General features: G+C 73.4%; 21 protein-coding genes. 14 read left to right on the forward strand and 7 right to left on the reverse strand.

Annotated features, from left to right (window positions below; translation table 11 throughout):
- Positions 1-319, reverse strand: a 319-nt coding sequence (locus tag AB0F71_RS30285) for a transposase (RefSeq protein ID WP_360240860.1), incomplete at its 3' end; no start/stop codon positions are given.
- A 161-nt stretch (positions 320-480) separates the two neighbouring features.
- Here AB0F71_RS30285 and AB0F71_RS30290 point away from each other — a divergent pair.
- The 3 genes from AB0F71_RS30290 (at position 481) to AB0F71_RS30300 (ending at position 1,798) form a co-directional block, all read left to right on the forward strand.
- Positions 481-681: a hypothetical protein gene (locus tag AB0F71_RS30290; RefSeq protein ID WP_360240863.1), complete on the forward strand. Its 201-nt coding sequence runs from the start codon at positions 481-483 to the stop codon at positions 679-681.
- Positions 682-738: 57 nt separating this feature from the next.
- Positions 739-1,305 (forward strand): dihydrofolate reductase family protein, encoded by a 567-nt coding sequence (locus tag AB0F71_RS30295; protein WP_360240866.1) that lies wholly within the window; start codon positions 739-741, stop codon positions 1,303-1,305.
- Positions 1,306-1,420: 115 nt separating this feature from the next.
- Positions 1,421-1,798, forward strand: coding sequence for a VOC family protein (locus AB0F71_RS30300; protein WP_360240869.1), 378 nt, complete (start codon positions 1,421-1,423; stop codon positions 1,796-1,798).
- Positions 1,799-1,927: 129 nt separating this feature from the next.
- Here the strand turns inward: AB0F71_RS30300 and AB0F71_RS30305 are convergent, their stop codons facing one another.
- Positions 1,928-3,409, reverse strand: a complete 1,482-nt coding sequence (locus AB0F71_RS30305) for a cytosine permease (protein WP_360240872.1) — start codon at positions 3,407-3,409, stop codon at positions 1,928-1,930.
- Positions 3,410-3,612: 203 nt separating this feature from the next.
- The gene (locus AB0F71_RS30310) at positions 3,613-4,794 is read right to left on the reverse strand and encodes an FAD-dependent monooxygenase (protein ID WP_360240875.1); all 1,182 of its coding nucleotides are present in this window, start codon (positions 4,792-4,794) and stop codon (positions 3,613-3,615) included.
- A 173-nt stretch (positions 4,795-4,967) separates the two neighbouring features.
- On the opposite strand from AB0F71_RS30310, the gene AB0F71_RS30315 reads away from it, so the two are divergent.
- Both AB0F71_RS30315 and AB0F71_RS30320 read left to right on the forward strand, forming a co-directional pair.
- Positions 4,968-5,669 carry a TetR family transcriptional regulator C-terminal domain-containing protein gene (locus tag AB0F71_RS30315; protein WP_360240878.1) on the forward strand — a complete coding sequence of 234 codons (702 nt, stop codon included), beginning with the start codon at positions 4,968-4,970 and terminating at the stop codon, positions 5,667-5,669.
- A 311-nt stretch (positions 5,670-5,980) separates the two neighbouring features.
- Positions 5,981-7,603 (forward strand): alpha/beta hydrolase, encoded by a 1,623-nt coding sequence (locus AB0F71_RS30320; protein ID WP_360240881.1) that lies wholly within the window; start codon positions 5,981-5,983, stop codon positions 7,601-7,603.
- A gap of 585 nt (positions 7,604-8,188) precedes the next feature.
- On the opposite strand, the gene AB0F71_RS30325 is transcribed toward AB0F71_RS30320, so the two are convergent.
- Complete coding sequence (locus tag AB0F71_RS30325) at positions 8,189-8,923, reverse strand: ABC transporter ATP-binding protein (RefSeq protein WP_360240884.1); 735 nt, start codon at positions 8,921-8,923, stop codon at positions 8,189-8,191.
- 405 nt (positions 8,924-9,328) lie between these two features.
- On the opposite strand from AB0F71_RS30325, the gene AB0F71_RS30330 reads away from it, so the two are divergent.
- The 3 genes from AB0F71_RS30330 to AB0F71_RS30340 all read left to right on the forward strand — a co-directional run bounded on the left by AB0F71_RS30330 (position 9,329) and on the right by AB0F71_RS30340 (position 16,627).
- Positions 9,329-12,658, forward strand: coding sequence for an FtsX-like permease family protein (locus tag AB0F71_RS30330; RefSeq protein WP_360240887.1), 3,330 nt, complete (start codon positions 9,329-9,331; stop codon positions 12,656-12,658).
- Positions 12,655-15,459, forward strand: a complete 2,805-nt coding sequence (locus AB0F71_RS30335; RefSeq protein WP_360240890.1) for a hypothetical protein — start codon at positions 12,655-12,657, stop codon at positions 15,457-15,459. The genes AB0F71_RS30330 and AB0F71_RS30335 overlap by 4 nt, the downstream gene beginning before the upstream one ends.
- A 178-nt stretch (positions 15,460-15,637) precedes the next feature.
- On the forward strand, positions 15,638-16,627 hold the full coding sequence (locus AB0F71_RS30340) for an ABC transporter ATP-binding protein (RefSeq protein ID WP_360240893.1): 990 nt from the start codon (positions 15,638-15,640) through the stop codon (positions 16,625-16,627).
- A 41-nt stretch (positions 16,628-16,668) separates the two neighbouring features.
- On the opposite strand, the gene AB0F71_RS30345 is transcribed toward AB0F71_RS30340, so the two are convergent.
- Together AB0F71_RS30345 and AB0F71_RS30350 are read right to left on the reverse strand one after the other, a co-directional pair.
- On the reverse strand, positions 16,669-16,851 hold the full coding sequence (locus AB0F71_RS30345) for a hypothetical protein (RefSeq protein ID WP_360240896.1): 183 nt from the start codon (positions 16,849-16,851) through the stop codon (positions 16,669-16,671).
- Between the two features lie 151 nt (positions 16,852-17,002).
- Entirely contained in the window at positions 17,003-18,550 is a 1,548-nt protein-coding gene (locus AB0F71_RS30350; RefSeq protein WP_360240899.1) for an AMP-binding protein, read from the reverse strand.
- 184 nt (positions 18,551-18,734) lie between these two features.
- Between AB0F71_RS30350 and AB0F71_RS30355 the strand changes: the two genes are divergently transcribed.
- The 5 genes from AB0F71_RS30355 to AB0F71_RS30375 all read left to right on the forward strand — a co-directional run bounded on the left by AB0F71_RS30355 (position 18,735) and on the right by AB0F71_RS30375 (position 23,039).
- Entirely contained in the window at positions 18,735-19,409 is a 675-nt protein-coding gene (locus tag AB0F71_RS30355; RefSeq protein WP_360240902.1) for an AAA family ATPase, read from the forward strand.
- Positions 19,410-19,656: 247 nt separating this feature from the next.
- On the forward strand, positions 19,657-20,232 hold the full coding sequence (locus AB0F71_RS30360; RefSeq protein ID WP_360240905.1) for a class I SAM-dependent methyltransferase: 576 nt from the start codon (positions 19,657-19,659) through the stop codon (positions 20,230-20,232).
- A gap of 43 nt (positions 20,233-20,275) precedes the next feature.
- Entirely contained in the window at positions 20,276-20,818 is a 543-nt protein-coding gene (locus AB0F71_RS30365; protein ID WP_360240908.1) for a GNAT family N-acetyltransferase, read from the forward strand.
- Positions 20,819-20,895: 77 nt separating this feature from the next.
- A complete protein-coding gene (locus AB0F71_RS30370) occupies positions 20,896-22,137 on the forward strand; it encodes a serpin family protein (protein WP_360240911.1) in 1,242 nt (413 codons plus the stop codon).
- Between the two features lie 149 nt (positions 22,138-22,286).
- Positions 22,287-23,039, forward strand: a complete 753-nt coding sequence (locus AB0F71_RS30375) for an alpha/beta fold hydrolase (RefSeq protein ID WP_360240914.1) — start codon at positions 22,287-22,289, stop codon at positions 23,037-23,039.
- A gap of 111 nt (positions 23,040-23,150) precedes the next feature.
- Here AB0F71_RS30375 and argJ read toward each other — a convergent pair whose 3' ends face one another.
- Complete coding sequence (argJ, locus tag AB0F71_RS30380) at positions 23,151-24,305, reverse strand: bifunctional glutamate N-acetyltransferase/amino-acid acetyltransferase ArgJ (protein WP_360240917.1); 1,155 nt, start codon at positions 24,303-24,305, stop codon at positions 23,151-23,153.
- 287 nt (positions 24,306-24,592) lie between these two features.
- On the opposite strand from argJ, the gene AB0F71_RS30385 reads away from it, so the two are divergent.
- Positions 24,593-25,831 (forward strand): styrene monooxygenase/indole monooxygenase family protein, encoded by a 1,239-nt coding sequence (locus AB0F71_RS30385; protein WP_360240920.1) that lies wholly within the window; start codon positions 24,593-24,595, stop codon positions 25,829-25,831.
- The last annotated feature ends 35 nt before the right edge of the window (positions 25,832-25,866 follow it).

Below are 25,866 nucleotides of genomic sequence, written 5' to 3' on the forward strand. Positions count from 1 at the left end.
CGTGGTGAGCCCGCACGATCGTGGAGTCCACGCTGACCAGCGTGAGCCCGACCTTCCCGCGCGAGGCGGCCTCCGCGATCAACTCGTCCATCAGGGCCTGAAAGAAGCCGGAAGCCACCCAGCTCCGGAAGCGGGCGTACACGGTGCTCCAGGACCCGTAGCGCTCGGGGACGTCCCGCCAGCCGCTGCCGGTGCGAAAGCGCCACAGCACCCCGTTGAACTGCTCCCGGACCCGCCGCGGCAAGGGCCCGGTGGCCGCCACCGGCACATGCGGTTCGATCAAGGCCCACTCGGCATCCGTCACGTCAAAACGCGCCACGACCCCGAGTTCTACCAGAGACAACAGCCCGAAACTGAGTCACTGCGAGATCCGAACCTTAAACAGCTCCTAGACGCAATACCGGTGACTTTGGGGTCGCATTGCTGCGGCGGGCCGACCTGTTCGTGACGCACGGCGGACGGGCCTCCCTACTCGACGCCGTGCAGGGCGCGACCCCCGTGCCGGCCGTGGGCGTTCTCGCCGACCAGCCCGACAAGGCGGCCGCGTTCGCCCGGCGCGGCCTGGGGCGTGCGCTGGAACCCACCGCGACGCGCGGCGAGATCGCCGATGCCGTGGCGGCGGTCCCCGGCGACCCCGGCCACGCCGACGTGGCGACCGGTCCCGGGTCCGTGCGTCGATGAGCTTCCCGCGTCACGCTTGGTCGGTACGCCGGACACCCACGGACGGAAGGCTGGGCGATGCGGAGACTGATCTACGGCATGAACCTGACCCTGGATGGTTATGTCGCCGCGGCGGGCGACGACATCGGCTGGAGTGGACCGCCGAGCCCCGAGCTCTTCCAGTGGTGGCTCGAACTGGAGCAGGCGTGCGCCCTGTCGCTGTACGGGCGCAAGCTGTGGGAGACGATGAGCTCCTTCTGGCCGACCGGCGACCAGCGCCCCGGCGCCACTCCGGCGGAGATCGAGTTCGCGCGGAACTGGCGGGACACGCCGAAGGTGGTGTTCTCCTCGACGATCGACGAGGTCGGCTGGAACGCCCGCCTGGTCACCGGCGACGCGATCGCCGAGATTACCCGGCTCAAGGCCGAGGACGGCGGCCCGATGAACATCGGCGGCGCAACGCTCGCCGGGGCCGCCATGCGCGCCGGGCTGATCGACGAGTACGTGATCGCCACCCATCCGGTCCTGGTGGGCGGCGGCACGCCGTTCTTCACCGCACTGGACAGCTGGGTGAACCTGAACCTGGTGGAGACGCGGACGTTCCCCGGGGGAGTGCTCCTGGCCAGGTACGAGAGGAGGCGCTGAGCAGTTCGAGCACCCGACCGGTCGGTTCTCCTCCCGTGCGTCGTCTCAGGTGCCGAGCGCAACGGTCTGATGCTCTGTCAACACACTTTTCAGGGGCGGCGGGTAGGGTGCCGGCATGGACGAGTACGCGGTTCCGGTCCTGCCGAGCCGGGACCTGGACGAGACCCAGGAGTTCTACGGCCGGCTCGGCTTCGAGCCCCGGGGCCGCTGGGACGGGCCGGACGGCTACCTGATCGTCGTCCGGGGTACGGTCGAGCTGCACTTCCGCCATGAACCGGGGGTGGACCCGCTGGCCACCGCGGGCAGTTGCTACCTCCACGTCCGGGACGCGGACGCATGGCACGAGGAGTGGGCGCGGATCGGGGTTCCGGCCGACCCGGCCACCGGCAGCCGGCTGGAGCCGGTGCACGGCACCGACTACCGGATGCGGGAGTTCGCCCTCGTCGACCGCAGCGGCAACCTGCTGCGCGTCGGCAGCCCGGCGGCCGACTGAGACCTGCGGGTCGTCGTTCCACGGGGAGTGTTTCTCGGGCAGATGGAAACGGGACCGCCCGGTCGCCTCGACTCGGCTGAGTCGCTGCGACCGGGCGGTCCGAGGTTCGGGCCCGGGGTGTTGCCGGGGTCAGACGGTGACCTGTTCGGTCCGCTCGGCCTGCTCGGCGGCCGGCTGGTCGCCGGTGGCCGGGGTGTTCTCCCGGGGCGTGGGGAGCAGCGCCATGATCACGCCGGAGATCACGATGGTGGCGGCCCAGGCGAGGCCGTACTTGCCGACAGGGGTGGCGGAGAGCGGGCCGGCGAACCAGTCGCACTTGGTGAAGGCGAGCCCGAACAGCAGCGCGAGCACCCAGGAGACCATCGCCTGCCAGCAGAAGCCGCCCGCGTACCAGTAGCGGCTGTTCCGGGTGGTGTCCATCAGCGCGGCGGCGTCGTAGCGCACCGCACGCGTCCGGCGCCGGAACATGTCCACCGCGTAGACGCCGATCCAGGCCGAGAAGGAGACGGCGAGCAGGATCAGGAAGGTGATGAAGGAGCCCAGGAAGCTCTTCGCGACCAGCATCAGCAGCAGGCCGCCGACCAGCGAGATCACGGCGTTGATGCTGACGGCCAGGGCGCGCGGCAGCTTGACGCCCATGGTCTGCGCGGTGAAGCCGGCCGAGTACATGGAGAGGCTGTTGATCAGCAGCATGCCCACGATCGCGGTCAGCAGGTAGGGCACGGCCAGCCAGGTCGGCAGCAGGTCACCGAGGAAGGAGACCGGGTCCGCGGCCTCGGCCAGACCGGGGGAGGCCACCGCCATCACGGCGCCCATCAGCACCATCGGCACCATGACCAGGCCGGCGCCGGAGACCGTCACGCCGACGATCTTCTTGCCGGAGGCGGAGTGCGGCAGGTAGCGGGCGAAGTCCGGGCCGGTGGGGACCCAGCTGATGCCGCCGGCGGCGATGGTCCCGATGCCGGCGATCATCATCGCGGTGGTGCCCGCGGGCTTGGAGAAGACCTCGCTCCAGTGCATGGTCGCGACGAGGTAGCCCAGCACCAGCACGCTGAACACACCGAAGAGGTACGTGGACCAGGTGTTGCAGACGTTGAGCGCCTTCCGGCCCATGCCGGAGACCAGGAAGGTGCAGGCGACGAACGCGAACAGTGTGATCACGATCAGCGCGGTGTTGCTCTTGACGCCGAAGAGCAGGTCGAGCACGGTCAGCACGGCGTATGCACCGGTGACGGCGTTGATCGTCTCCCAGCCGAACCGGGCGATCCAGAGGATCGCGCCGGGGAAGAGGTTCCCGCGCACCCCGAAGGTGGCCCGGGAGAGGGTCGCACCCGGCGCCCCGCCCCACTTGCCGGAGACCGACAGCACTCCGACCAGGCCGAACGAGACCAGCGCGGCGCACGCGGCGACGATCAGGACCTGCCAGAAGTTCAGCTGGTTCAGCACCACCAGGGCGGCACCCATGGTGAGCAGCAGGACGCTGATGTTCGCCGCGACCCAGGTCGGGAAGAGCTCGCGGACTCTGCCCTGACGCTCGTGGTCGGGGACGGGTTCGATTCCGCGCGTCTCTATCGCGCCGGCGGCGGTGTCGGCGGTGGACGTGTTGTCCATGAGGGGGGCTCCGGGCGTGTGAAGCGGTAGTAAATCGGGCAAATGGAACATTTATGGAACTCTTCGCGCGTAGCGCGGGAGTTGAGTCATCCTACTTTGTTCCGGATGCATCCCGATTGCACTGCCCTGCCGCTCGCCGCCCGGAGCCCTCCGGCGGAGCGCCACCCTTGCTGGAGCGCCGCCGCTCGGTGGCGCGCAGCCCGTCAGGCCGCGGCGCCCGGGGCGATCCGGGGCGGCGTCCAGTCGGCGTGCTTGAGGACGGTCCGCATCATCGCGCCGGGCGGAGTCAGGCGGATCGCGGCGTTGCGCAGGCGGACCGCGAGCGGGTTGGCGAGCTGCTGGCCCATCCGGCCGGCCCGGCGGGCGTCCCGGGCCACGGTCTGGCTGCGCGGGCGGCGGACCGCGTCGTAGCGGGCGAGCGCACCCTCCACCGTCGGGCTCGCGGCGACGGCGGCGGCGAGGGTCACCGCGTCCTCGAGGGCCTGGCAGGCGCCCTGGCCGAGGTGGGGCGTCATGGCGTGCGCCGCGTCGCCGAGCAGCGCGACCCGGCCCGAGACGTACGAGGACAGGGGGGTGACCAGCGCGTTGACGTCGTGGTGCAGCACCGCCTCCGGCTCGGTCGCCGCCAGCAGCGCGGGGATCGGGTCGTGCCAGCGGGCGAAACGGCGGCGGACCTCGGCCAACGGGTCCCGGTAGCGGACCCCGGCCGGAGCGTTCAGGACGGCATGCCACTCGGCCCGACCGTCCGGGAAGGCGATGTGGCCGAACTCGGCCCCGTGGCCCCAGGTCAGCTCGAAGTCGGTGGTCAGCCCCGCGACCGGGCGCTCGGTGATCGCCCGCAGGACGGTCGAGCCGCTGTACGCCGGCCCGGGGTGGGCCGGGAAGAGGCGGCGTCGGATCCGGCTGTTGATGCCGTCGGCCGCGACCACGAGGTCGGCCGCGACGGTGCTGCTGCCGTGGCTCACGGTGATCCGGTCGGGGGCGCTGGTGTCGAGGTCGGTCACCTCCGCGCCGATCACCAGGGACTCGGCGGGCAGCGCCTCGCGCAGGATCCGGTGAAGGTCCGCCCGGGGGATGCCGACGATCGGTGCGCCCAGCTCGCGCTCCAGTGCCGCGCCGTCCATAGCGGCGAGGCGGCGGCCGTCCGGGGTGCGGGTGCCGCCGGTGTACTGCCGCCGGGACGCCGCCTCGATCGCCTCCGCCACCCCGAGCGTCGCGAGTGCCCGCATTCCGTTGGCCGCCAGGGAGATCCCGGCGCCGGCGTCGTCCAGGACGGCCGCCCGCTCGATCACGGTCACCTGCCACCCCGCCAGTCGGAGCCCGATCGCGGCGGCCAGTCCGCCGATCCCGCCCCCGACCACCACCGCGCTGTTGCCGCTGCTCATGCCCGGTCCTTCCCCTGTCGCCGTGCTGCCTTCTACAGCTGTAGAACGAGCGTACTACGGGCTTACGGGAGGCGGTGGAGGGGTGGGGTCGGGCTGGTGGGCGGGCGCTCGGGGTGGGTGCCGGGGGCGGGGCGCCGCTCCGGCGGGAGGTGTCGGCCCGGTAGAAAGGGGGGATGCGGCGAGATCGGGACCAGGGCCAGGGGCGGGACCAGGGAAAGGGGCAGGATCAGGGGCAGGGGCAGGGGCAGGGGCAGGGGCAGGGGCAGGGGCAGGGGCAGGGGCAGGGGCAGGGCGCGGGCGCTGTCGCGAGGCCGGACCGGCGGACCGTGCTGGCGGACGCGGCGATCGGCGTGCTCGCGGACGCGGGCGTGCGGGGGCTGACCCACCGGGCGGTGGACGCGGCAGCCGGGCTGCCGGTCGGCACCACCTCGGCGTATCTGCGGACCAGGCAGGCGCTGCTGACCGCGCTGGTGCGACGGCTGGTCGAGCTGGACCAGCGTGAACTGCAGGCCCTGGGGGAGCGGGCGGTGCTCCGATCGGCGGACGAACTGGTGGAGAGCATCCGGGAGTTGATGCGACGCCGACTGACCGGTGAGGGGCGGCGACGCTCGCTCGCCCGGTACGCCTGTGCGGTGGAGAGCGTACGCGACCCCGAGCTGCGGGAGATCCTCGTGCCGCGGGAGAACGCGGGGCGGGCCGTCGTCCGGGCCTTCCTGGCCGATCAGGGTGTCGCCGACCCGGACGGGCGGACCGCCACGCTGCTGGCCTGCATCGACGGGCTGGTCTTCGACCGCCTGGTCGGCGGCGGTGAGACCGGGCCCGACGAACTCCAGGGGCTGGTGACGGCCGCCCTCCGCGGGGCGACGGGTGGTTAGGGCGGCCGGGGTGGCGGCCGGGCGGGTGGCCAGGACGGTGAGCCTTGTTCTGTCGCAGCCGATCGCCGAATAGCGGTCGAGCCCCGGGCCGGGGGTGACGCCGGAAGCCCATGGCCCGGCCGGCGGTTGCCGTTCATCCATCGGGTTGGGTGAACTACCGTCAGGTCAAACAACCGTCAAGTTGGTTTATTCACAGAATGTTCCGGGGGAGAGCGACAGGAAGTCAGGGACAATTCGGCCGCCACGAGGTCTTCACAGGGAGATCTCAGACTGACAGGCTGGGGCCGCCCTTTCAGTACGGAGGAGGTTCCTTGTCCCGTATATCCACGTTGGCCGGAGCGGTCACCTGCGCGCTCGCCCTTGTCACCGGAACCGCTGTGGCCGCGTCGGCCGCGCCGATCGATCAGGCCCCGGGTGCGGCGGCCGCCGAAGCGAAGGTCGACCCCGTCGACTGGAAGCCCTGTAACCCCGACCCGACCAAGCCGGACCCGGGCGGCTTCGACTGTGCCGTCTACCCCGTGCCGCTGGACTACGACGACCCGTCGGGCCAGAAGGTCGGCATCGCCATGATGCGGCACCGCGCCAGCGACCCGGCCAAGCGGATCGGTTCGCTGTTCCTCAACCCGGGCGGTCCCGGCGGCAGCGGCTACATGTGGGCGACCACCACCCGCTTCGGCGCCGAGGTGCAGGCCAAGTTCGACCTGGTCGGTTTCGACCCGCGCGGGGTGGCCCGGAGCAACCCGCTCAAGTGCTTCAAGACCCAGGAAGAGGCCGACGCGGTCAACAACCGCATGGTGGGCGTGCCCGTCACCAAGGCCGAGGTCGACGAGACGCTGGACGCCGACCAGGACTACACCGACGCCTGCAGCAAGAACGCCGGCCCGCTGATCGAGCACATGTCGACCATCAACGTGGTCCGCGACCTCGACCGGATGCGTCGCGCCGTCGGTGACTCCCAGCTGACCTTCGCCGGGTTCTCCTACGGCACCCTGATCGGTTCCACCTACGCCGCCATGTACCCGAACAAGGTGCGTGCGGTCATCGTCGACGGCAACGTCGACCCCAACCTTCGCCTGCACAACGGCCTGGAGTACGACCGCCAGCGGGCGGGCGGCTTCGAGATCGCCCTGGACGAGTTCCTCAAGCGCTGCCAGGCCGCCGGCGCCCCGCGCTGTGCCTTCGGCGACGGCGACACCCGCGCCAAGTTCGACGCGCTCCGCGACCACCTGCGGACCAGCCCGATCACGCTGTCGAACGGCTCCCAGGTGACGCTGAGCAGCTTCACCAGCGAGGTGGCCAGCGCGCTGTACTCGCAGGCCAAGCTGGCTCCGCTGGCGAAGTCGCTGCAGGCCACCTACCAGGTGATGCAGAAGCCGGCCGCGGCCGCCCTGCTGGCGCCGAAGGCGAACGTCTCCGACGACGAGGCCAACCAGCTCACGGTGAACGTCCCGCGGGCGCTGCGCGAGGCCCCGGCCGACTCCGAGTACGCCGGTGACGACTCCTACATGGGCGTCAACTGCCAGGACAAGCCGTACCCGTCGAACGACCGGGTGTTCGCCAACGTCGCCCGCGCGTGGGAGAAGGAGTCGCCGACCTTCGGCCGCTACCAGGCCTTCGACGCCCCGGCGTGCGCGAGCTGGCCGGCCCCGGCCCGGGACGCCGAGCGCTTCACCGGCCCCTGGAACAAGAAGACCTCCAACACGGTGATGGTGGTCGGCAACCTCTATGACCCGGCCACCCAGTACAAGTTCGCCCAGCGGATGCAGCAGGAGCTGGGCAACGCCGTGCTGGTCAGCGTGGACTCCATCGAGCACTGCGCCGTCGGCCGTAGCAAGGCGCTGAACGCGCTGGTCACCCGTTACCTGGTGGACGGCACCGCGCCGCAGCCGGGCCAGCTGCTCAAGCCGGACGCCGAGATCTTCCCGGCGGCCTGAGGGATCTCCTCTCGAACGACCGGCCGTTGAGGCCGGGGCTGTGGTGGCCGACGATCCCGTCGGCCACCACAGTCGTGTGCGGCGGCCCGGACTCCGGGGCGGGCGGAGGCAGCGCAGGGTGCGGAGGGCGGGGAGCGCGCGGAGATTGTGGAGAACGCGGCAGAAGATCGTCATCGAACCTCCCGGTGGAGCGGATTCCAGCGACTTGCGGTGGACCGTAGTCGATGCCACTGACAATCGGCACCTGATTTATCGGTGCGGCAGCCCGCTTCCAGGGCGCGGGAAATGACGTACAGTCACATTAATTCGTAAATGAATTCACAAAGCCGAATACGGCTGTTAGCGTGCCGCTCGCCATACTCTCTCGAACCCGAGAAAGCGGGGGAAGCGCATGCGAAACGAATTCTCCGGCCGGTCCGCTCCTGAGCCGCGGCTCGCGCGGGGCGCCGAAGCGAGCTGCACTGAGCCGAGTTGCACTGAGCCGAGCGGCGCCGGGTTGGGCAGAGCGGGGCCGGGCCGCGGGGGCGTTGGTACCGCCCGCCGCACCCCGGCCCGTAGTCCCCCCGTAGCCTCGGCCCGCCGCCGCTAGGCGGCCTGCTCCGCCTCCTCCTCGAGGATCCGTCCGTCGTGGAGTTCGATGACCCGGTCGGCGAGGTTCATCAGCGTCGGGTCGTGGGTGGCGACCAGGACGGTGACGCCCTCGCTCCGGACCACGGCGCGCAGCAGCTCCATGATCGAGCGGCCGGTCTCCGAGTCCAGCTGGCCGGTGGGCTCGTCGGCGATGATCAGGCCGGGGTCGTTGGCCAGTGCGCGGGCGATCGCGACGCGCTGCTGCTGGCCGCCGGAGAGCTCGCCGGGCCGCTGGTTGGCGTGGTCGGCGAGGCCGACCAGGGCGAGCAGGGTGTGTGCGCGCTCCTCGCGCTCGGCCGGCGGGACCTTGCGCAGTCGCATCGGCACGCCGACGTTCTCGGCGGCGGTGAGCATCGGGATCAGTCCGAAGGACTGGAAGACGAATCCGATCCGCTCCCGCCGCAGGGCGAGCCGGCCGTCCTCGTCCAGGCCGCCGAGGTCGGTGCCGTCCAGGACGATGCTGCCACTGGTCGGTGCGTCCAGGCCGCCGACCAGGTTGAGCAGGGTGGTCTTGCCGGATCCGGAGCGGCCCTTGAGTGCGGTGAGTTCACCGCGCTCGATGGAGAAGTCGATGCCGCGCAGGGCGTGGACGGTCCGCTCCCCGCTGCCGAAGCTGCGCCGCAGATCGGACACGGCCACCATCGGGCCGGTGGCCGTCAAGGTGGTGTCGGCGGCCTGGTCTTGCGTCATGCGGCGTCCCCCTGGGGTGGTGACTACCCGGTTCTGTTCGGGTCAACGGGTGAGGTGGTTTCGTGGGTTCAACCTCCCGAGCAGAGAATTCGAAAAAGAGAAGTTCCCTGGTCAGAAGGAGGTCGGCGAACCTGAGGTCATGAAGTGTGCATGGCATTTCATCGGCTTCTCCCCGCTGGGGATGTCACCAATAGAAAGAATTTGCTCATTGCTTACTTGATTCGCGCAAGTCCCTTCCGTTCCCGGATCAGATCTGACAGCATCGTCCGCTATCCGGCGACCGATGCCGGTGATCACTGCGCCGGTACGCCCGTGGGGTGCCCGTCCGTGACCGACGAGGGTCCGGAACGGATCGACGGGTGGGGGCTGGACCGCGACCGGGTCTGAGACCGGGGGAGGAACTTGATGCTCGGCTTCGTCGTGCGCAGAGTGCGCGGGCGACTGCCGCTGGCTGCTGCCGTCCTGCTGACGGTACTGATCACCACGGCGGTACTGACCGCTCTGGTGACCTTCAACAGCAGTGTCGGCCAGGCCGGCCTGCGGCAGGCGCTCCAGGGACCGGGCCATGCCCGGACCGCTGTGGTGGTGACCGCGGAACACGGCTCCGACCAGCGGCAGAAGGACGAGGAGGCGCTCGCCTCCTACCGGCAGAAGCTCTTCGGGGACCTACCGGTCCACACCGACAGCCTGCTGCGCAGCCGTTCCTTCGGCCTGTCGGGCGCTGACGCCCCGGCGGCCGGGACCGGTGCGGCCCCGGGTGCTCCGGCGGGCGGTCAGTCCAGCACGGACAAGGTCGACCTGACGGTCCTCGCGGATCTCGACCGCTCCCGGGTGAGCCTGGTCGCCGGTGCCTGGCCGGGTGCCGCCACCGGTCCGGTCCGCTCCGCGGCCCCGCAGGTCGCCGTGCCGCAGACCATGCTGGCCCGGCTCGGCCTGACCGCCCAGGCGCTGCCCGTGGACGTCCCGCTCACCGACCGGCTCGACGGCACGGCGCTGACCGTCCGGGTGACCGGCGTCTACCGGGCCGCCGACCCGTTCGCCGCGTACTGGCGCATCGACCCGGTCGGCGGCCACGAGGTCGAGACCGGCGGATTCACCACCTACGGCCCGATGATGGTCGACCGGAGCGCCTTCGCGGCCGGCGCCCTGCCGCAGAGCAGCCGCGGCTGGCTGCTCGACGCCGACTTCGCGGGCGTCGACCAGGACACGGCCGAGGCCATCGGCGACCGGGTCCAGCCGCTGGCCGACGACCTGCGGAAGACCTCCGGTCTCGCCGCCACCACCGAACTCCCCGATCTGGTGCGCGAGTTGTCGGCCAGTCTGATGGTCGCCCGGTCCACCCTGCTGATCGGCGCACTGCAACTCGCCGTGCTCGCCGCCGCGGCCCTGCTGCTGGTGGTCCGGCTGATCTCGGCCCGCCAGGAGCGGGAGAACGAACTGCTCGCCGCCCGCGGTGCCTCCGGCGCCCGGCTCGGCGGTTTCACCGCCCTGGAGGCGGTGCTGCTCGCCCTCCCGGCCGCGGTGTTCGCGCCCCTGCTCACCCCGTTCCTGGTCCGCGTCCTGGCCGGCCTCGGCCGTGCCCACCAGGTCGCCCTGGACACCCGGTTGAGCTGGATGCTCTGGCCGGTGGCCGTGGCCTGCGCCCTGCTGTGCATCGCGCTGGCCAGCGCGCCCGGCCTGCTGCGCGGCGCCGGTGCCGCGCTGCGCCGCAAGGCCGGCCGTCGCCAGGCGGTGGTCTCCGGCATCGTCCGCAACGGCGGGGACCTCGCAGTGCTCGCCCTGGCCGTGCTCGCCTACCAGCAACTCGACCAGTACGGCGGCGGACTGTCCGCCGACTCCTCCGGCCGGCTCGGCGTCGACCCGCTGCTGGTCGCCACCCCCACACTGGCGCTGTGTGCGGGGACGTTGGTGGTGCTGCGGCTGCTGCCGCTGGTCGCCCGGCTGGGTGCCCGGGTCGCCGCCCGGGGCAGCGGCCTCGGCCCGGCCATGGTCGGCTGGCAGCTGTCCCGTCAGCCCGCCCGGGCCAACGGGCCGGTGCTGCTGCTGGTGATGGCCGTGGCCACCGGCGTGCTCGCCCTCGGCCAGCACGCCACCTGGACCGCCTCCCAGCGCGACCAGGCCGCCTTCGGTACGGCCGGCGGCCTGCGCATCTCCGGCGCGCACACCGCGCTGATGGGCCAGGGCGGACGCTACGGCGCACTGCCCGGCGGCGACCGGCTGATCCCGGTCTACCACGAGCAGCAGCCGCTCCAGAACGGCACGGGCCAGCTGCTCGCCCTGGACACGGCCGCCGTCGCCGACCGCGTCCCGATCCGCGCCGACCTGCTCAACGGGGCCGACCGGGCGGCGGTGTTCGGCCCGCTCGCCCAGCCGGCGCCGACCGGCGTCAAGGGCGGGGTCCCGCTCCCCGGCCGCCCGCTGCGGATCGACGCGGACCTGTCCATCCGGCAGACGGTCGACAACACGGGCCTGTACACCGGCCGGTACCCGATGGCCCCCTCCCCGCCGGAGGTGACGCTGCTGCTGCGGGACCGCAACGGCTACGTCCACAAGGCCCCGTTCGTCGGCCTCCCGGTCAGCGGCCAGCAGCACGCCTCGGCCCCGCTGACCACGCTGGTCGACGCGCCGATGGGCTCCGTCGCCGCGCCGCTGACCCTGGTCGGGGCGACCGTCTCCTACAGCGACCGGGCCGAGGGCGAGGTGACCGTCGGCCGGCTGGCCGTCTCGGACAGCGCCGACGGCCCCGCGACCGAGGTCCCGGTGCCGGCCGGCCTCTCCTGGCAGGGGGACCTGGTCGACGGTCCGGCGCTCAGGAGCGGGGAGGCCCCGTTCGTCACCGTCGCGCCCGAACCCGCTGACGCCGGGCGGCTGTTCACTGCCGCCTACCGCTTCGCGAAGGGCACCGGCCTCTCCCTGCGGGCCGCTCTCGGCATCGCCGGGGCGGACGCTCCGACGACCGTGTCCGGAGTCGCCACCAAGGACTACCTGAAACTCATCGGCGGCTCCGCCGGCGACGTCGTCCGGGTGCCGTTCGCCGGGGGCGTCGTCCCGGTCAAGATCACCAAGGCGATCGAGGCCGTGCCGGTCGGCGGCCGCAGCGCGCTGGTCGTCGACCTCGACACCGTGGCGCGGCTACTGGCCGCGCAGGGCCGGGCGCTGCCCAGCCACGCCGAGTGGTGGCTGCCGGCCACCGGGCCCGGCGACCGCGCTCCGGCCGAACTGGCCGCCGCGCTGCGGGCCGCCCCGGGCACCCAGGACGTCCAGCTCTACGACGAGGTCACCGAGGGAATGCTCAGCGACCCGGTGGGCGCCGCCCCGCAGAACGCGCTGATGGCCATCGCGCTCGTCACCGCCCTGCTCGCCGCGATCGGCTTCGTCGCCGCCGTGGCCGGCTCCGCCCACGAGCGCGCCCGGGACTCCGCGCTGCTGCTCGCCCTGGGCGCGCCGCGCAAGCAGGTCACCCGTACCGTCGCGGCCGAACAGGCGCTGCTGGTCGGGCTCGGCGGGACGGTCGGGCTCGCCCTCGGCGCCCTGCTGGTCCACCTGATCGTCCCGTTCGTCGTCCTGACACCCGCCGCCCACCGCCCCTTGCCCGAGGCCCTGATCGACCTGCCCGTCGGCCAGGCCCTGCTGTTCGCGGCCGCGATCGCTGTCGCCCCGCTGCTGTCGGCCTTCCTGATCGGACGCCGCCGTCGAGACGTGGCCAACCGGCTGCGCCACGTGGAGGAGATGTGACCACCCAGGCCGGCACCAGCGTGCCCGTCCCCGACACCGCCCACCGCCCCGCGCGTTGGGTCCCCACCAGGCTGCGGGCGAACCCGCTGGCCGCGCTGCTCATGGCAGTGCTCGCATTCGTCACCGTCTTCCTGGCGGCGGCCTTCCCGCGGATCGCGGACCGGGGCGCGGACGCGGCGCTGCACGACTTCGTCGGCCAGAAGGGCCTCAACGCGACCAGCCTGCAGGTCACCTCCCGGACGCAGGGCGACGACAACGCCGTCGTGCTCGACCGGGTGCAGCGGCAGCTGACCGGCACGGTCGGCCGACAGCTGACGCTGGCCCAGGCGGGCCAGGCCCACGGCACCCGTGCCCTCAGCGGGCGCACCATGCGCAATCGGGAGTACGTCCGGCTCTCGGACAGCACCGACCCCGAGCTCGGGCTGTTCTACCTCCAGGACCTGGCCGACCGGGCCACCCTCACCGACGGCACCTGGCCGACTCCCGGCACCCGCGACGGTCCGCTGCCCATCGTGCTGAGCAGGACGGCCGCCGACACCATCCACATCAAGCTCGGTGACGTCATCGACAACGGCGTGGACGGACCGGGCGCCCAGCGGACCACCGTGGTGGTCGGCTTCTACCGGATCAACGACCCCCAGGACCCGTTCTGGGACAACCTCGGCTGCCCGGCCCGGGCCTGCCTCAAGCCGGTGCCCGAGCACGAGCACTGGGCGACCAGCGGGTTCGTCGACGGCGATAGCCTGCCCGCGCTGGCCCGCTGGGGCGCGGGCGCCGAGAACTTCTGGCGGCTGCCCGTCGACCCCGCCTCGCTGCGCGCCGACCAGCTCGGCCGGACCAGGACCACGGTCAGCTCCTTCCTGACCGGGCCCGGTGCCACGGCCCTGTCCAGGGCCACCCTGCGCGGCGACCTGCGGACCGGCTCCAACCTCCCCGACATCCTGAGCCGGGCGGACGACCGCTACCGGGCGTCGCTGCCGCTCAGCACGATCGGTCCGGCCGGTGTCGCGGGTGTCGCGATCGTGGTGCTGTTCCTCGCGGCAGCGCTGACCACCGACCGGCGCGGCGCGGAGATCCGGTTGCTGCGGGCCCGCGGTGGCTCGCGGACCGGGGTGTTGGGGCGGTTGGTGGGTGAGGGCGCGGTGACGGTGCTGCCGGCCGCGGTGGCCGGTGCGGCGCTGGCGGTGGTGCTGCTGCCGACGCCGCGCTGGGAGGGCGCGGTGCTGGCGGCGGCGGTGGCGGCGCTGATCGCGTTGCTGGCCTTCCCGGCGCGTGCGGCGCTGTTGTGGTCGCGTGGGCGGGGGGCCGGTGGTCGGCGTCGGCTGGTGGGTGAGCTGGCGGTGCTGGCGGTCACCGTGGCGGCCGTGGCCGAGGTGAGGCGCCGGGGTGTGGGCACGGGTGGCGGGTTGGACCCGCTGCTGGTGGCCGCGCCGCTGCTGCTCGCGGTGACGGGTGGGCTGGTGCTGGCGCGGATCGAGCCGGTGGTGGTCGGGCGGTTGGCGGCGCTGGCCGGGCGGGGCCGTGGTCTGATCGCGTTCCTGGGCCTGGCCCGGGCGGCCCGGGACAGCACGGGGCGGCGCCGGCCCTCCGTGCTGCCGCTGCTCGCCCTGCTGATCGCCGTGACCACCACCGGTTTCGGTGCAACCGTGCTGGACACCGTCGACCACGTCCGCACCCGGGCCGCACGGATCGCCACCGGCGGGGACATCAGCGTCTCGCTGCCCGACTACGCGACCCTCGGCGAGTCCTTCACCAAGGTCGCCGACGCCCTGCCCGGCGTCCACGCCTCCACCGCGGTCTGGGTCGAGCCCAAGGCCCGCTTCGTCGGCGCCGACCAGGACTACACCGAGGCGTACCTGGTGCTGGTGGAGCCGGCGGCCTACGCCGAGATCTCCCGCACGGTCGGGGTCGGCGAGTTCGATGCGGCGAAGCTGGCCGGGACCTCGGGCGGCCGGGACACCCCGGTGCCCGCCCTGGTCAGCCGCGACCTGACCAAGCGCCTGGCGGCCGGGCCGGCCCGGGTGCGCACGCCCAACGGCAACGACCTGCACCTGAGCGTCGCCGCGACCGTCGCCGCGACCCCGGCCCTGCCCGACCCGGGCAAGCCCTTCGTCGTGGTTCCGGCCGGTCCCGCCTGGGAGCGCCTGCCGGACGCGAAGCGGGTGAACAAGTGGTTCGCCGTCGGGGACATCGACCCCGAGCAGGTCAGGTCGGCCCTGCGGGACAACGGCGGTGCCCAGCCGACGGGTCTGGCCAAGCTGGTCGCGGACGACGCCGCGGCCGCCGGCAAGGGAACCCACGGCCTGCCCGTGGGGTACACGGTGCACAGCAGCGCGGAGACGGTCACCGCACTCGCCGACGATCCGTTGCAGCACGCCGCCGAGCGGCTGTTCTGGTACGCGGCCGCCGCCGGAGCCGGCTACGCCCTGCTCGCCGTGCTGCTGACGCTGTTCCGCGCCGCACCCGACCGCACCGCCGTCCTCGCCCGGCTGCGCACCATGGGCCTGCGGCCCCGCCAGGGCCTGGCGCTGATCATCACCGAGGCACTGCCGCAGACGCTCGCGGCCGCCGTCGGCGGCGGCCTGGTCGCCCTCGCGGCCGTCGCCCTGCTCGGCGGCGCCTTCGACATCTCCACCCTGGTCGGCGCCAAGGTCGGTGAGGTCATCACCCCCGTCCTCCTGCCGGTCCTGCTGCCCACCGCGGGCCTGGCCCTGCTGGTCGGCCTCGGCATCGTCCTGGAGACCCTCGTCGCCGGTCGACGCCAGATCGCCACCGAACTCCGAGCGGGGGAACAGTCATGACACCGCGACGGGCACCGGCCGGGGCCGCCGCCGTGGGAACGGCCTGCACCGGACCGACCACCGGAACCGGACCGGCCACCGGAACCGGACCGACCGGACGGGCCGCACAGACCGGCCGGGCCGCACAGACTGACCGCACCGACCGGACCTACCGGACCGTCGAGACAGGAGAGCAGCCGTGAAGAGCACTTCCCAGGAGCGGCCGGCGGTCGAGGCTCCCAGCCTGCAGGAGCTCCGGCAGCGGGCCCTGGCCGCCGCCTCGCCCAAGGCCTACGGAGCGGGCGCGGCCATCGTCTGCGACCGGCTGGTCCGGATCTTCAGCGCCGAGGGGATCGAGGTCCAGGCCCTGCAGGGTCTGGAGCTGACCATCCAGCAGGGCGATCTGGTCGCCCTGGTCGGCGCCTCCGGCAGCGGCAAGTCGACCCTGCTGACCATCCTCGCCGGCCTCGACGTGCCGACCGCGGGCACCGCCACCGTCGCGGGCTGCGACCTGCTGGAGATGGCCGCCAAGGAACGGCTGCGCTACCGCCGAGAGGTGGTCGGCTTCATCTGGCAGCAGACCGCCCGCAACCTGCTGCCGTTCCTGACCGCCGCCGAGAACGTCGCGCTGCCGATGCAGTTGCGCGGCCGACGGAGCGGGGCGAGCGGCTCGAAGCAGCAGGCCGCTCGGGTGGCCGAGCTGCTGGAGGCCCTGGAGATCGGGGACCTCGCCCACCGGCGCCCCAACGAGCTCTCCGGCGGTCAGCAACAGCGGGTCGCGATCGCGGTGGCGATGGCCAACAACCCGCCGGTGCTGCTCGCCGACGAGCCGACCGGTGAGCTGGACTCCGAGACCGCGGGGGTGATCTTCGAGTCCTTCCGCACCGTCAACCGGGAGCTCGGCACCACCGTCGTGATCGTCACCCACGACCCGATGGTCGCGGGCGAGGTCCGTCGCACGGTGGCCATCCGGGACGGGCGGACCAGCAGCGAGGTGCTGCGCCGCACCGTGACGGACGAGCACGGTGAGGAGTCGGTCAGCGAGCGCGAGTACGTGATGCTCGACCGCGCCGGACGGGTTCAGCTGCCCGTCAAGTTCCTGGAGTCGCTCGGTATGGAGCACCGGGTGGCGGTCGACCTCGCGGCCGACCACATCGAGGTCCGTCCGGACGACCTCGCGGGGAGCTGAGATCGGGGGAGCTGAGATCGCGGGAGCCGAGGGGCGGTTCCTCAGCCGTCGCCGCCCGTCCGCTGGAAGAGGCCGCTGCCCTCGGCCTCCTGTCGGAGGTCGGGCGGCGCGGTTCCGCCGGTGCGCTCCCCCCGGGAGGGGGCGGTGCAGCGGGCGAAGAGGAACAGGGCACCGGCCGCCGCGGCGAGGATGCCGAGCGCGGTCAGGACGCGTAGCCAGGTCAAGGGGTGCCTCCTGGGGGCGGTGCGAGGGAGCGCCGCCGGGGTGTATCGGCAGCTCGGCCCGCACGGTCGAGCGCCCACGGTGGGGGTTCTTCCCGTCGACTGGTGCGCAACAGGTGGCCTACGCGGGCGCTCGAAGCACCGGAGGGGCGCGTCACATGGCGTCGCGCGCCCCCGTGGCGGTGGTGACGGCCCGACCGGTCCGCTCCTCGGCCAGCGCGCGCAGGGCCGGCAGGTCGGGCTTGCCCAGCCCGGTCAGCGGGATCGCCGGCAGGAGCAGGACGGTGTCCGGGACGCACCGGGCGTCCCCGCGCTCCCGGGCCCACTGGCGCAGCTGGTCCGCCGTCACCCGGGCGTGCGGAGCCACCGCGACGGCGGCGTGGACGCGCTCCAGGCGGTCCGGGTCGGTGCTGGTGAACATCACCGCCTCGCGCACGTCCGGATGGCTGCGCAGCGGCTCCTCGACCTGATGAGGGAACACATTGTGCCCCTCGACAATCGCTATCGCGTCCCGTCGGCCCGACACCGTCAGATAGCCCGCCGCGTCCAGGCTGCCCAGGTCCCCGGTGTGCAGCCAGCCCTCCCGCAGCACCCGCGCGGTCAGCTCCGGGTCCCGCCAGTAACCGGCCATCGCGGTCGGGGTACGGACGCAGATCTCCCCGGTCCGGCCCGGCGGCAGCGGCGCACCCTCCTCGTCCAGGATCCGCACCCCGGTGTCCGGGTACGGGCGCCCCGCGGTCGTCAACAGCCGTGGGTCCAGGTGCTCGTCCGGGCTCAGCCGGGAGACCGGCCCGCACTCCGTCAGGCTGTACGTCTGGTGCAGCACCCGGCCCAGCCGCCGGGTCGCCTCCGCCAGCCGGCGCGGCGAGGGCGGACAGCCCGTGTACCCGACCCGGCGCAGGCTGCCGGTGTCCGTCCCGGCCAGCAGCGGGTCGTCCAGCAGCCGGTAGAGCAGGTGCGGCGGCAGGTACACCCGGGACACCCGGTGCCGCTCCACGGCCGTGAGCACCTCCTCGGCCGCGAAACCCTCCTGCAGCACCACCGCGCCCCCGGCGGCCAGGGCGAGGTCCGCACTCGTGCCGCCGCCGTGCGCCAGCGGGGTGCAGAGCAGGAAGGACGCCCCGGACAACAACGCGGGCCGGGGCGGACGGGCGAAGCGGCGCAGCACGCCCTTCGGCCGACCGGTGGTACCGCTGGTGAACCGGATCGCCATCACGTCCTCGGGGCGGCAGCGCGGCTTCAATGGGGAAGCGGAGCAGGCCGCGGCGAGCTCCGCGAGGTCCGTGCCGAAGGCCGTCGGGCCGAGGGCGAACACCCCCGCGGCGGGCAGCGCCCGCGCCACCGCCCCGGCCGCCGCGGCGTACCGGAGGGGGTCGAAGACCAGTGCCGCGGTCTCGGCGAACCCGGCCAGCGCCACCAGTTCGGAGACCGGGAGGTCCGGGCCGGGCATCGCCACCCGGCAGCCCAGCAGGTTGGCCGCCAGCCGGACCAGCACCGCCTCCGGGGTGTTCCCGGCGAGCACGGTGACGCCGTCCCCGGGCCCGAGCCCGGCCCGGTCCAGCGCGCGGGCCGTCCGGAACACCGAGTCCAGGCAGTCCTGGGCGGTCAGCGCCGTGGTGCCGCAGGACAGGGCCGTCCGGCCCGGATCCCGCGCCAGTCCGTCCAGCACCAGCCCGGTGTACGTCCCGCCGGCCTCTGTCATGCCCACCCTTCCCGTGTCTGACGAGGCGTCAGTCTAGGGTGCGGCGGCATCACGGGTGCCGTGCGGGTGGGGCCCGCTCCTGGCGTCGGCGTCGGCGTCGGCGTCGTGCCGGGACGGGGACGGGCGCCCGGCTTGTTAGGGTCGGCGGTCGATCGGACGGGGACCGAACGGGGAACGGGGAGCGGTGGACAGCGGCGAGGCGGGGACGGCGGAGATGACGGCGGCGGAGATCACGGCGGCGGCGGTGCAGGCGCCGCGTGGGGTGCTGGACCTGCGGGGCGAGGCCGGGGCGCGGTTCGTCGTGCGGTACCCGGCCGGGGCCGTGGTGGTGGTGTCCGGCCTGCCGGGAGCCGGCAAGAGCACGCTGCTGCGCCGCTGGGCGGCCGGCGGCGAGGCCGCGACGGTGGACCCGCGGACGGTGCACGAGGCCTGCGAGGCGGTGATGCCCGCGCGCCTGCCGTACGCGGTCTACCGGCCGTGGGCGCGACTGGAGCACTTCCGGCTGCTGCGGAGCTCGGTACGGCGCGGCGGCCCGCTGCTGGTGCACGACTGCGGCAGCCGCGCCTGGATGCGACGTTGGCTCGCCCGGGAGGCCGGCCGGCAGGGCCGCGAACTGCACCTGGTGCTGCTCGACGTCGGCGCCGCCACCGCCCTCGACGGCCAGCGGGCGCGCGGACGGCACGCCTCCGCCCGGGTGTTCGCCCGGCACCACCGGGGCCTGGCCCGGCTGTCGGCGGAGTTCACCCGGTACGCCCGGGCCGGCGGACCGCAGCCGACCCCGGAGGCGGCCTCCGTGCTGCTGCTGGACGCCGTCTCCCGGTCGAGGGCGGCGGCGGTCGCCTTCGGGGCGGTGCGCTGAGGATCAGCGGTGGGCCACGGGGTGGAGCCCGAGGGGCGCAGGAGGTCGGCGTCCACCCGCACCGTGACCCAGCACTGCCGGCTGCGGCCACCAGCCCGAACGGCGCCCGGTCGACCTCCTTCCAGAGCCCGGCGGCATAGGTGACTCGGATCGGCGGCGGGCCCGCCGCGAGGAACTCGGGGGCCGGCCCATCGATTCGGCGAGCACGGCATGATGGTCCGTCCGGAGTCGGAGGGGAGACGGGCGGATGGCGGACGAGGTGGAACGGGGCGTTCCCGAGCGGGTGTTGGCGGCCGAGCGGGGCGCCGCCCGGCTGGAGTTCGGGAGGAGCTGCACCCGGGAGGTCGGCCGGCTGCTGGCGTTCGCCGCGGCGGTCAAGCCGGGCGGGACGGTCGCCGAGAGCGGCACGGGTGCGGGCGTCGGTACGGCCTGGCTGCGCAGCGGGCTGGGGCCGGGGAGCCGACTGGTCACCGTCGAGCGGGACGGGCGACTGGCCCGGGAGGCTGCGGCGTTGTTCGAGGGGGACGAACGGGTGCAGGTGCTGCACGGGGACTGGCGGCTGCTGGAGGAACACGCGCCGTTCGACGTGTTCTTCTGCGACGGCGGCGGCAAGCGCGACGACCCCGACCGCGTGGTCGAGCTGCTTGCTCCTGGCGGCCTGTTGCTCATGGACGACTTCACGCCCTCGCCGCACTGGCCGCCCCGCTACGGCGGTGAGGTCGACCGGCTGCGCCTGCACTACCTGACGCACCCGGCGCTGGAGGCGAGCGAGGTGCTGACCACGCCCGGCAGTTCGGCCGTGCTGGCCGTGCGACGGGCCTGACCGCGGCACGGTGGAGGGGATGAATGGAGGGGATGATGGGTGCATGGTGACGATCGAGACCTCCCGGCTGGTGCTGCGGCGCTGGCGCGAGAGCGACGTGCCGGTGATGGCCGAGGTGCACGCGGACCCGGAGGTGATGCGCTGGATCGGCGACCGGCGCGTCCTCACCCCGGAGCTGAGCCGTGCGGCGATCGAGCGGTGGGAACGGGCCTGGGAGGCCGAGGGCTTCGGGCTGTTCGCGGTGGAACTGCGCGAGACCGGTCAGCTCGCCGGGTTCACCGGCCTGGCGGTGCCGCTGTTCCTGCCCGAGGTGCTGCCCGCCGTCGAGATCGGCTGGCGGCTCGGCCGGTCGTTCTGGGGCCGGGGCATCGCCACCGAGGCGGCGACGGCGGCGCTGCGGTTCGGCTTCGAGGACTGCGGGTTGGAGCGGATCGTCAGCATCGCCCAGATCGGCAACACCGCCTCCGAGCGTGTGATGGCCAAGCTCGGTCTTCGGGTCGAGCGGGAGACCACCGTCCCCGGCAACGGCAACGCCGTCCGCGTCCACGAACTGACCCGCGCGCGGTACCTGGCCCGGGAGTCCTGACCGGGAAAACCGCTGGCCCCGGCCGGTGTTGCCCTCCTACGCTCGGCGGCAGTGGAGCGCCGAGCACGGGGGAACGGATGAGCAGGGCCGAGGCGGTACGGGCCGTCAACGCGCTGGGGGAGCGCTGGGTGGAGCAGGCCGACCTGCGGCGGGGGACGGTCCTGATGCCGGCCGGTGTCTGGCCGCTGCTCGGGCTGCTGGCCCCGGCCGGAAGCACCGCCGTCCAGGGCGAGTTGGCTCAGGCGCTCGGGGTGCCGGTCGCGGCCGCCGCCGAGCGCGCCCGTGACCTGCTCGGCCTGCTGCGGGACGTCCCGGCGGTGCGCTCCGCGCTGGGGGTCTGGGCCGACGACCGGCTGCGGCTGCGCCCGGACTGGCTGGCCTCCGTCCCGGCGGACCTGGTCGGGCGGCTGAGCGGTGACACGGAGCGGGACAAGAAGCTGCTGGACGCCTGGGCGAGCGAGCAGACCGACGGTGCGATCGACGAGATGCCGATCGAGTTGAACCCGGCCAGCCGCCTGGTGCTGGCCTCGGCGCTCACTCTCCGGACGGACTGGATCCGACCATTCCAGGACTCCGGCGGCTTCGGCGGGAACCACACGGACGACTGGGGCCGACCCGTCCGCTACCTGACCGGTGCGACGCGTCTGCTGGACCGCGCGGCCCTGTTGGAGACGCCTGCGGGCCCGGTCACCGAGTTCCAGGTGCTCGGGTACGGCGACATCACCGTCCACCTGCTGCTCGGCGAGCCCGGAGCCGATCCGGGCGGCGTGCTGGCGGCCGGGATCGGGTCGCTCTCGCAGCGGTACCGCCGTACCACCGCCGACCGGCTTCCGGTCGGCACCGCCGGCCCCGGGCTGACGATCGAGATGCTGCGGCGGTACGAGCCGGCGGACCTGCTGACCGTGGGCGTCCCGCAGTTCACCGTGGCGGCCGAACACGATCTGCTGGCCTGCAAGGATCTCTTCGGGCTGACGACGCTCAGCACCCCGTCCGAGACGGAGGACCGGCTGCCCGGCCTCCAGGTCGGCGGGCTGCCGCTGTTCGTCAACGGCGCGCGCCAGAAGGCCACCGCGACCTTCGGCGCCCGCGGGTTCCGGGCTTCCTCGGTGACGGCCCTCGGGGGCGTGGCCGTCGGTGCGGCCGTGTCGCGGCCGCCGTTCCTGCAGCGCCACGTCAGCGTGGAATTCGGCCGCCCGTTCGGCTTCCTTGCCGTCCACCGGCTCTCCCGGCTGGTGCTGGCGGCGGGCTGGGTGACCGAGCCGGACGCGGCCGTGGACCCTTGGGGGGTCGCACCGGACGAGTCCGAAGGGGACTGGTGAGGTCGGAGCGGAGCCCGTCCCCGCAGGAGCCCGAGCGGCCGACCGGAGTGCCGGAATCCGGGTCGCCCACCGTAACCGCCCCCGGTGGTGCGGGTGCACTGAGAGACTGGGGTGAGCAGAGTCCGTCACGGAGAGAGGTCACACCCCGCATGCCCAGCAGCGCAGCCGTCGACAACCCGTGGTTCCGCCGGTTCAACCCGTCCGACTTCGCTCCCGCCCGGATCGTGATCTTCCCGCACGCCGGCGGATCGGCCAGCTACTACATGGACTACGCCAACGCGCTCGCGCCGTACGCCGACGTGCTGGCCGTGCAGTACCCGGGCCGGCAGAACCGCTTCGCGGAGCCGACGATCGACTCGGTGCCGGAACTCGCCGAGCAGGTCTACCAGGAGCTGCGCGGCTGGGTGGACCGCCCGGTCGTGTTCTTCGGGCACAGCATGGGCGCGGCGGTCGCCTTCGAGGTCACCCGCCGCTTCGCCCGGGACGGTCTGGCCGGGCCGGAGCGGCTGTTCGTCTCGGCCGGCCGGGCTCCGTCGCTGCCCCGGGACAGCGCGGTGCACCTGATGTCGGACGACGGCATGCTGGAGGAGATCGTCCGGCTCGGCGGCACGGACGAGCGGATCCTCGACGTGCCGGCCCTGCGCGAGCTGATCATCCCGGCGCTGCGGGCCGACTACACCGCCATCGAGACCTACCTGGCGGCGCCGGACGCCGTCGTTCCGCAGCCGATCACCGCCCTGGTGGGGGAGACCGACGCCAACGCCACGGTGGAGCAGGTCGCCCAGTGGGAGCGGCACACCACCGGGGGGTTCAGCCTGCGGGTCTTCCCGGGCGGGCACTTCTACGTGGCGGAGCAGCTCGACGCCGTGGTGCGGCTGCTCACCGCGCACCTGCGGGGCTGAGCGGTAGCGGGCCCGAACCGCCCACCGCCCACCGTCGCCTGCCGCCCGCCGCCCCGTTCCCGGTGACCGATCGGGGCAGCAGGCGGTGCGGCGGGGGGCCGGGCCGGGGTGTCAGGTGGTGTAGGCGGAGTTGAGCCGGACGTACTCCTCGGTGAGGTCGCAGCCGTAGACGGTGAAGGCGCCGTCGGCGATGCCCAGGTCGATCCGGATCACCACCTCGTCGCCACCGAGGTAGCGGCGGGCCCCTTCGAGCAGGGCGTCGCCCGGCTCCTCCGGGTACATCGGGAGCTCGTCGAAGCCGATCCGGACGGAGGCCGGGTCGATGTCGGTCTCGTCCCGGAGCTTGCCGACGGCCATGGTGATGCGGCCCCAGTTCGGGTCCGCCCCGTGCACGGCGGCCTTGACCAGCGGGGAGTTGACCACGCTCTTGCCGACGCGCTTGGCCTGGGCGGCGTCGCGGGCACCGGTCACCCGGACCTCGATCAGCTTGGACGCGCCCTCGCCGTCCGAGGCGATCTCCCGCACGAGGTGCAGCGCGCACTCGTACAGCGCCTGTTCGAAGGCGGCCGGGTCGACCGGTCCGGCCAGTCCGTTGGCGAAGAGCGCGGCGGTGTCGCTGGTGGAGGTGTCGGTGTCGATGCTGAGCGCGTTGAAGGTCCGGTCCATGACGCGGCGGAACAGGGCGTCGAGCTGGTCGGCGGGGAGGTCGGCGTCGGTGAAGAAGAAGGTCAGCAGGGTCGCCATGTCGGGTTCGATCATGCCGACGCCCTTGGCGATGCCGACCAGTACGGCGTCGCCGCAGCGGACCCGGACCTCCTTGTGGCGGGTGTCCGTGGTCATGATGGCCTTGGCCGCCGCGGTGTAATCGGCTTCCGGGAAGGGCCAATTCAGGGTGGAGAGCCCGGCGCGGATGCCGTCCATGGGGTAGGGGCGACCGATCACACCGGTGGAGGCGATGACGAGCTCCTCCGGGGGGATCCCGACGATCCCGGCGACCCGGTCGCGGACCTCGGCGGCGTTGTCCGCTCCGGTGCGCCCGGTGGCGACGTTGGCGTTGCGGGACAGCACGACCATCCCGCGACAGGCCCCGAGGGCGGCCGCCCCGCGGCTGAGCACGACGCTGGGGCCGGCGAAGCGGGAGCGGGTGAACACCGCGGCCGATCGGCAGGGGACTTCGGAGACGACGGCCGCGAAGTCGTCCTCGACGTCCTTGAGGCCCATGTTGGTCGTGACGGCGCGGAAGCCGCGGGGTGCGACGGGCTGCATGGTGGATCGATCCCTCTCCGAGTGGTCCCGGTGCGGGGCGCGGTGAGCGACCTCGAACCGCGAGTCGGCGAATAGATTTGCGGAGAACTGAATACATCAAACGTCTCGGCGTGGTCAATGAGTTATCTCAGTGCATGACTATGCGAACGGGTCCGGTGGTCTGGGCGGCCCGTACGAGGGCCCCGCGTTCCGTCGCGTCCGGACCCTGCCGGTGGCCCGGCGGCTCGACTACTGTGCCTGGTTGATGCACCGTCAACGGATCGTCGACAGACCCGGGAGGCCCCCGTATGCGCCGGATCGCCGTCGTCGGAGCGGGCCAGGCCGGCCTCCAGCTCGCGCTCGGGCTGGTGGCCGACGGCTGCGAGGTGACGCTGGTCGCCGAGCGCACCCCTGACCAGCTGCGGGGCGGGCGGGTGCTGTCCACCCAGGCGATGTTCGGCCCGGCGCTGCGGATCGAGGCGGCGGCCGGGCTGGACCTGTGGGCGGACGAGGCCCCGGCGGTGCACTCGGTCGACGCGGCGCTGGTGGCGCCGCCGGGCGTCCGCGCGCTGGAGTTCACCATGACCCTCGACGAGCCGGCCCGGTCCGTCGACCAGCGGATCAAGCTGTCCCGCTGGCTGGAGCTGTTCGCCGAGCGCGGCGGCCGGGTCGAGTACCGCTCCCTGGACCGCGCCGGACTGCACGAACTGGCCCGGCGGCACCAGCTGACCGTGGTCGCGACCGGCCGCGGCGAGCTCGCCCGGATCTTCGAACGGGACCCTCGTCGCTCGCCGTTCGACCGGCCGCAGCGGGCCCTGTCCTGCCTGTACGCGCACGGCGTCGGGGCGCCCGACCCGGCCGCCGGGCCCAGGGCCCGGATGCACGCCCTGCCCGGCCTGGGTGAGCTCTACCTCCAGCCGGCCCTGACCCGCACCGGCCCGTGCGACATCCTGCTCTGGGAGGCGCTGCCCGGCGGCCCGCTGGACGTGTTCGGCGACGGGCCCGCGCCCGACGTCCACCTCGACCGGATCCGTGCCCTGCTGGCCGAGTACCTGCCCTGGGAGGCGGAGCTGTGGCGGGAGGCCGAGCCGACCGACGCCGGGGCCGGGCTGTGCGGTGCGGTCACCCCGACCGTCCGCCGTCCGGTGGCCGAACTGGGCTCGGGCGTCGACGCCGTGCACGTGCTGGGCCTGGGCGACGCGGTGGTGGTCAACGACCCGATCACCGGGCAGGGCGCCAACGGCGCCGCCCGCGCGGCGCAGGCGTACCGGCGGGCGATCCGCGAGCACGGCGACGCCCCGTTCACTGCGGACTGGATGTGCCGCACCGCCGAACGGTTCTGGCAGCGGCACGCCCGCCACGCCGTCGACTTCACCACCGCCCTGCTGACCATGCCGGACCACCTCCAGGGCGTCTTCGCGGCCGCGGCGGAGCACCCGGAGGTCGCCCGGCGGCTGGCCAACACCTACGCCGAGCCGAGCGACCACGCGGCCTGGCTGGCCACGCCCGAGCTGACCGCCGGGTACCTGGCCTCGGTCGGGCGCTGAGCGGCCAGGGGCGAAGGGGCCGGCCCGGGCGGGAG

The sequence above is a fragment of the Kitasatospora sp. NPDC028055 genome (assembly GCF_040637885.1).
In the GTDB taxonomy this organism is placed as follows: domain Bacteria; phylum Actinomycetota; class Actinomycetes; order Streptomycetales; family Streptomycetaceae; genus Kitasatospora.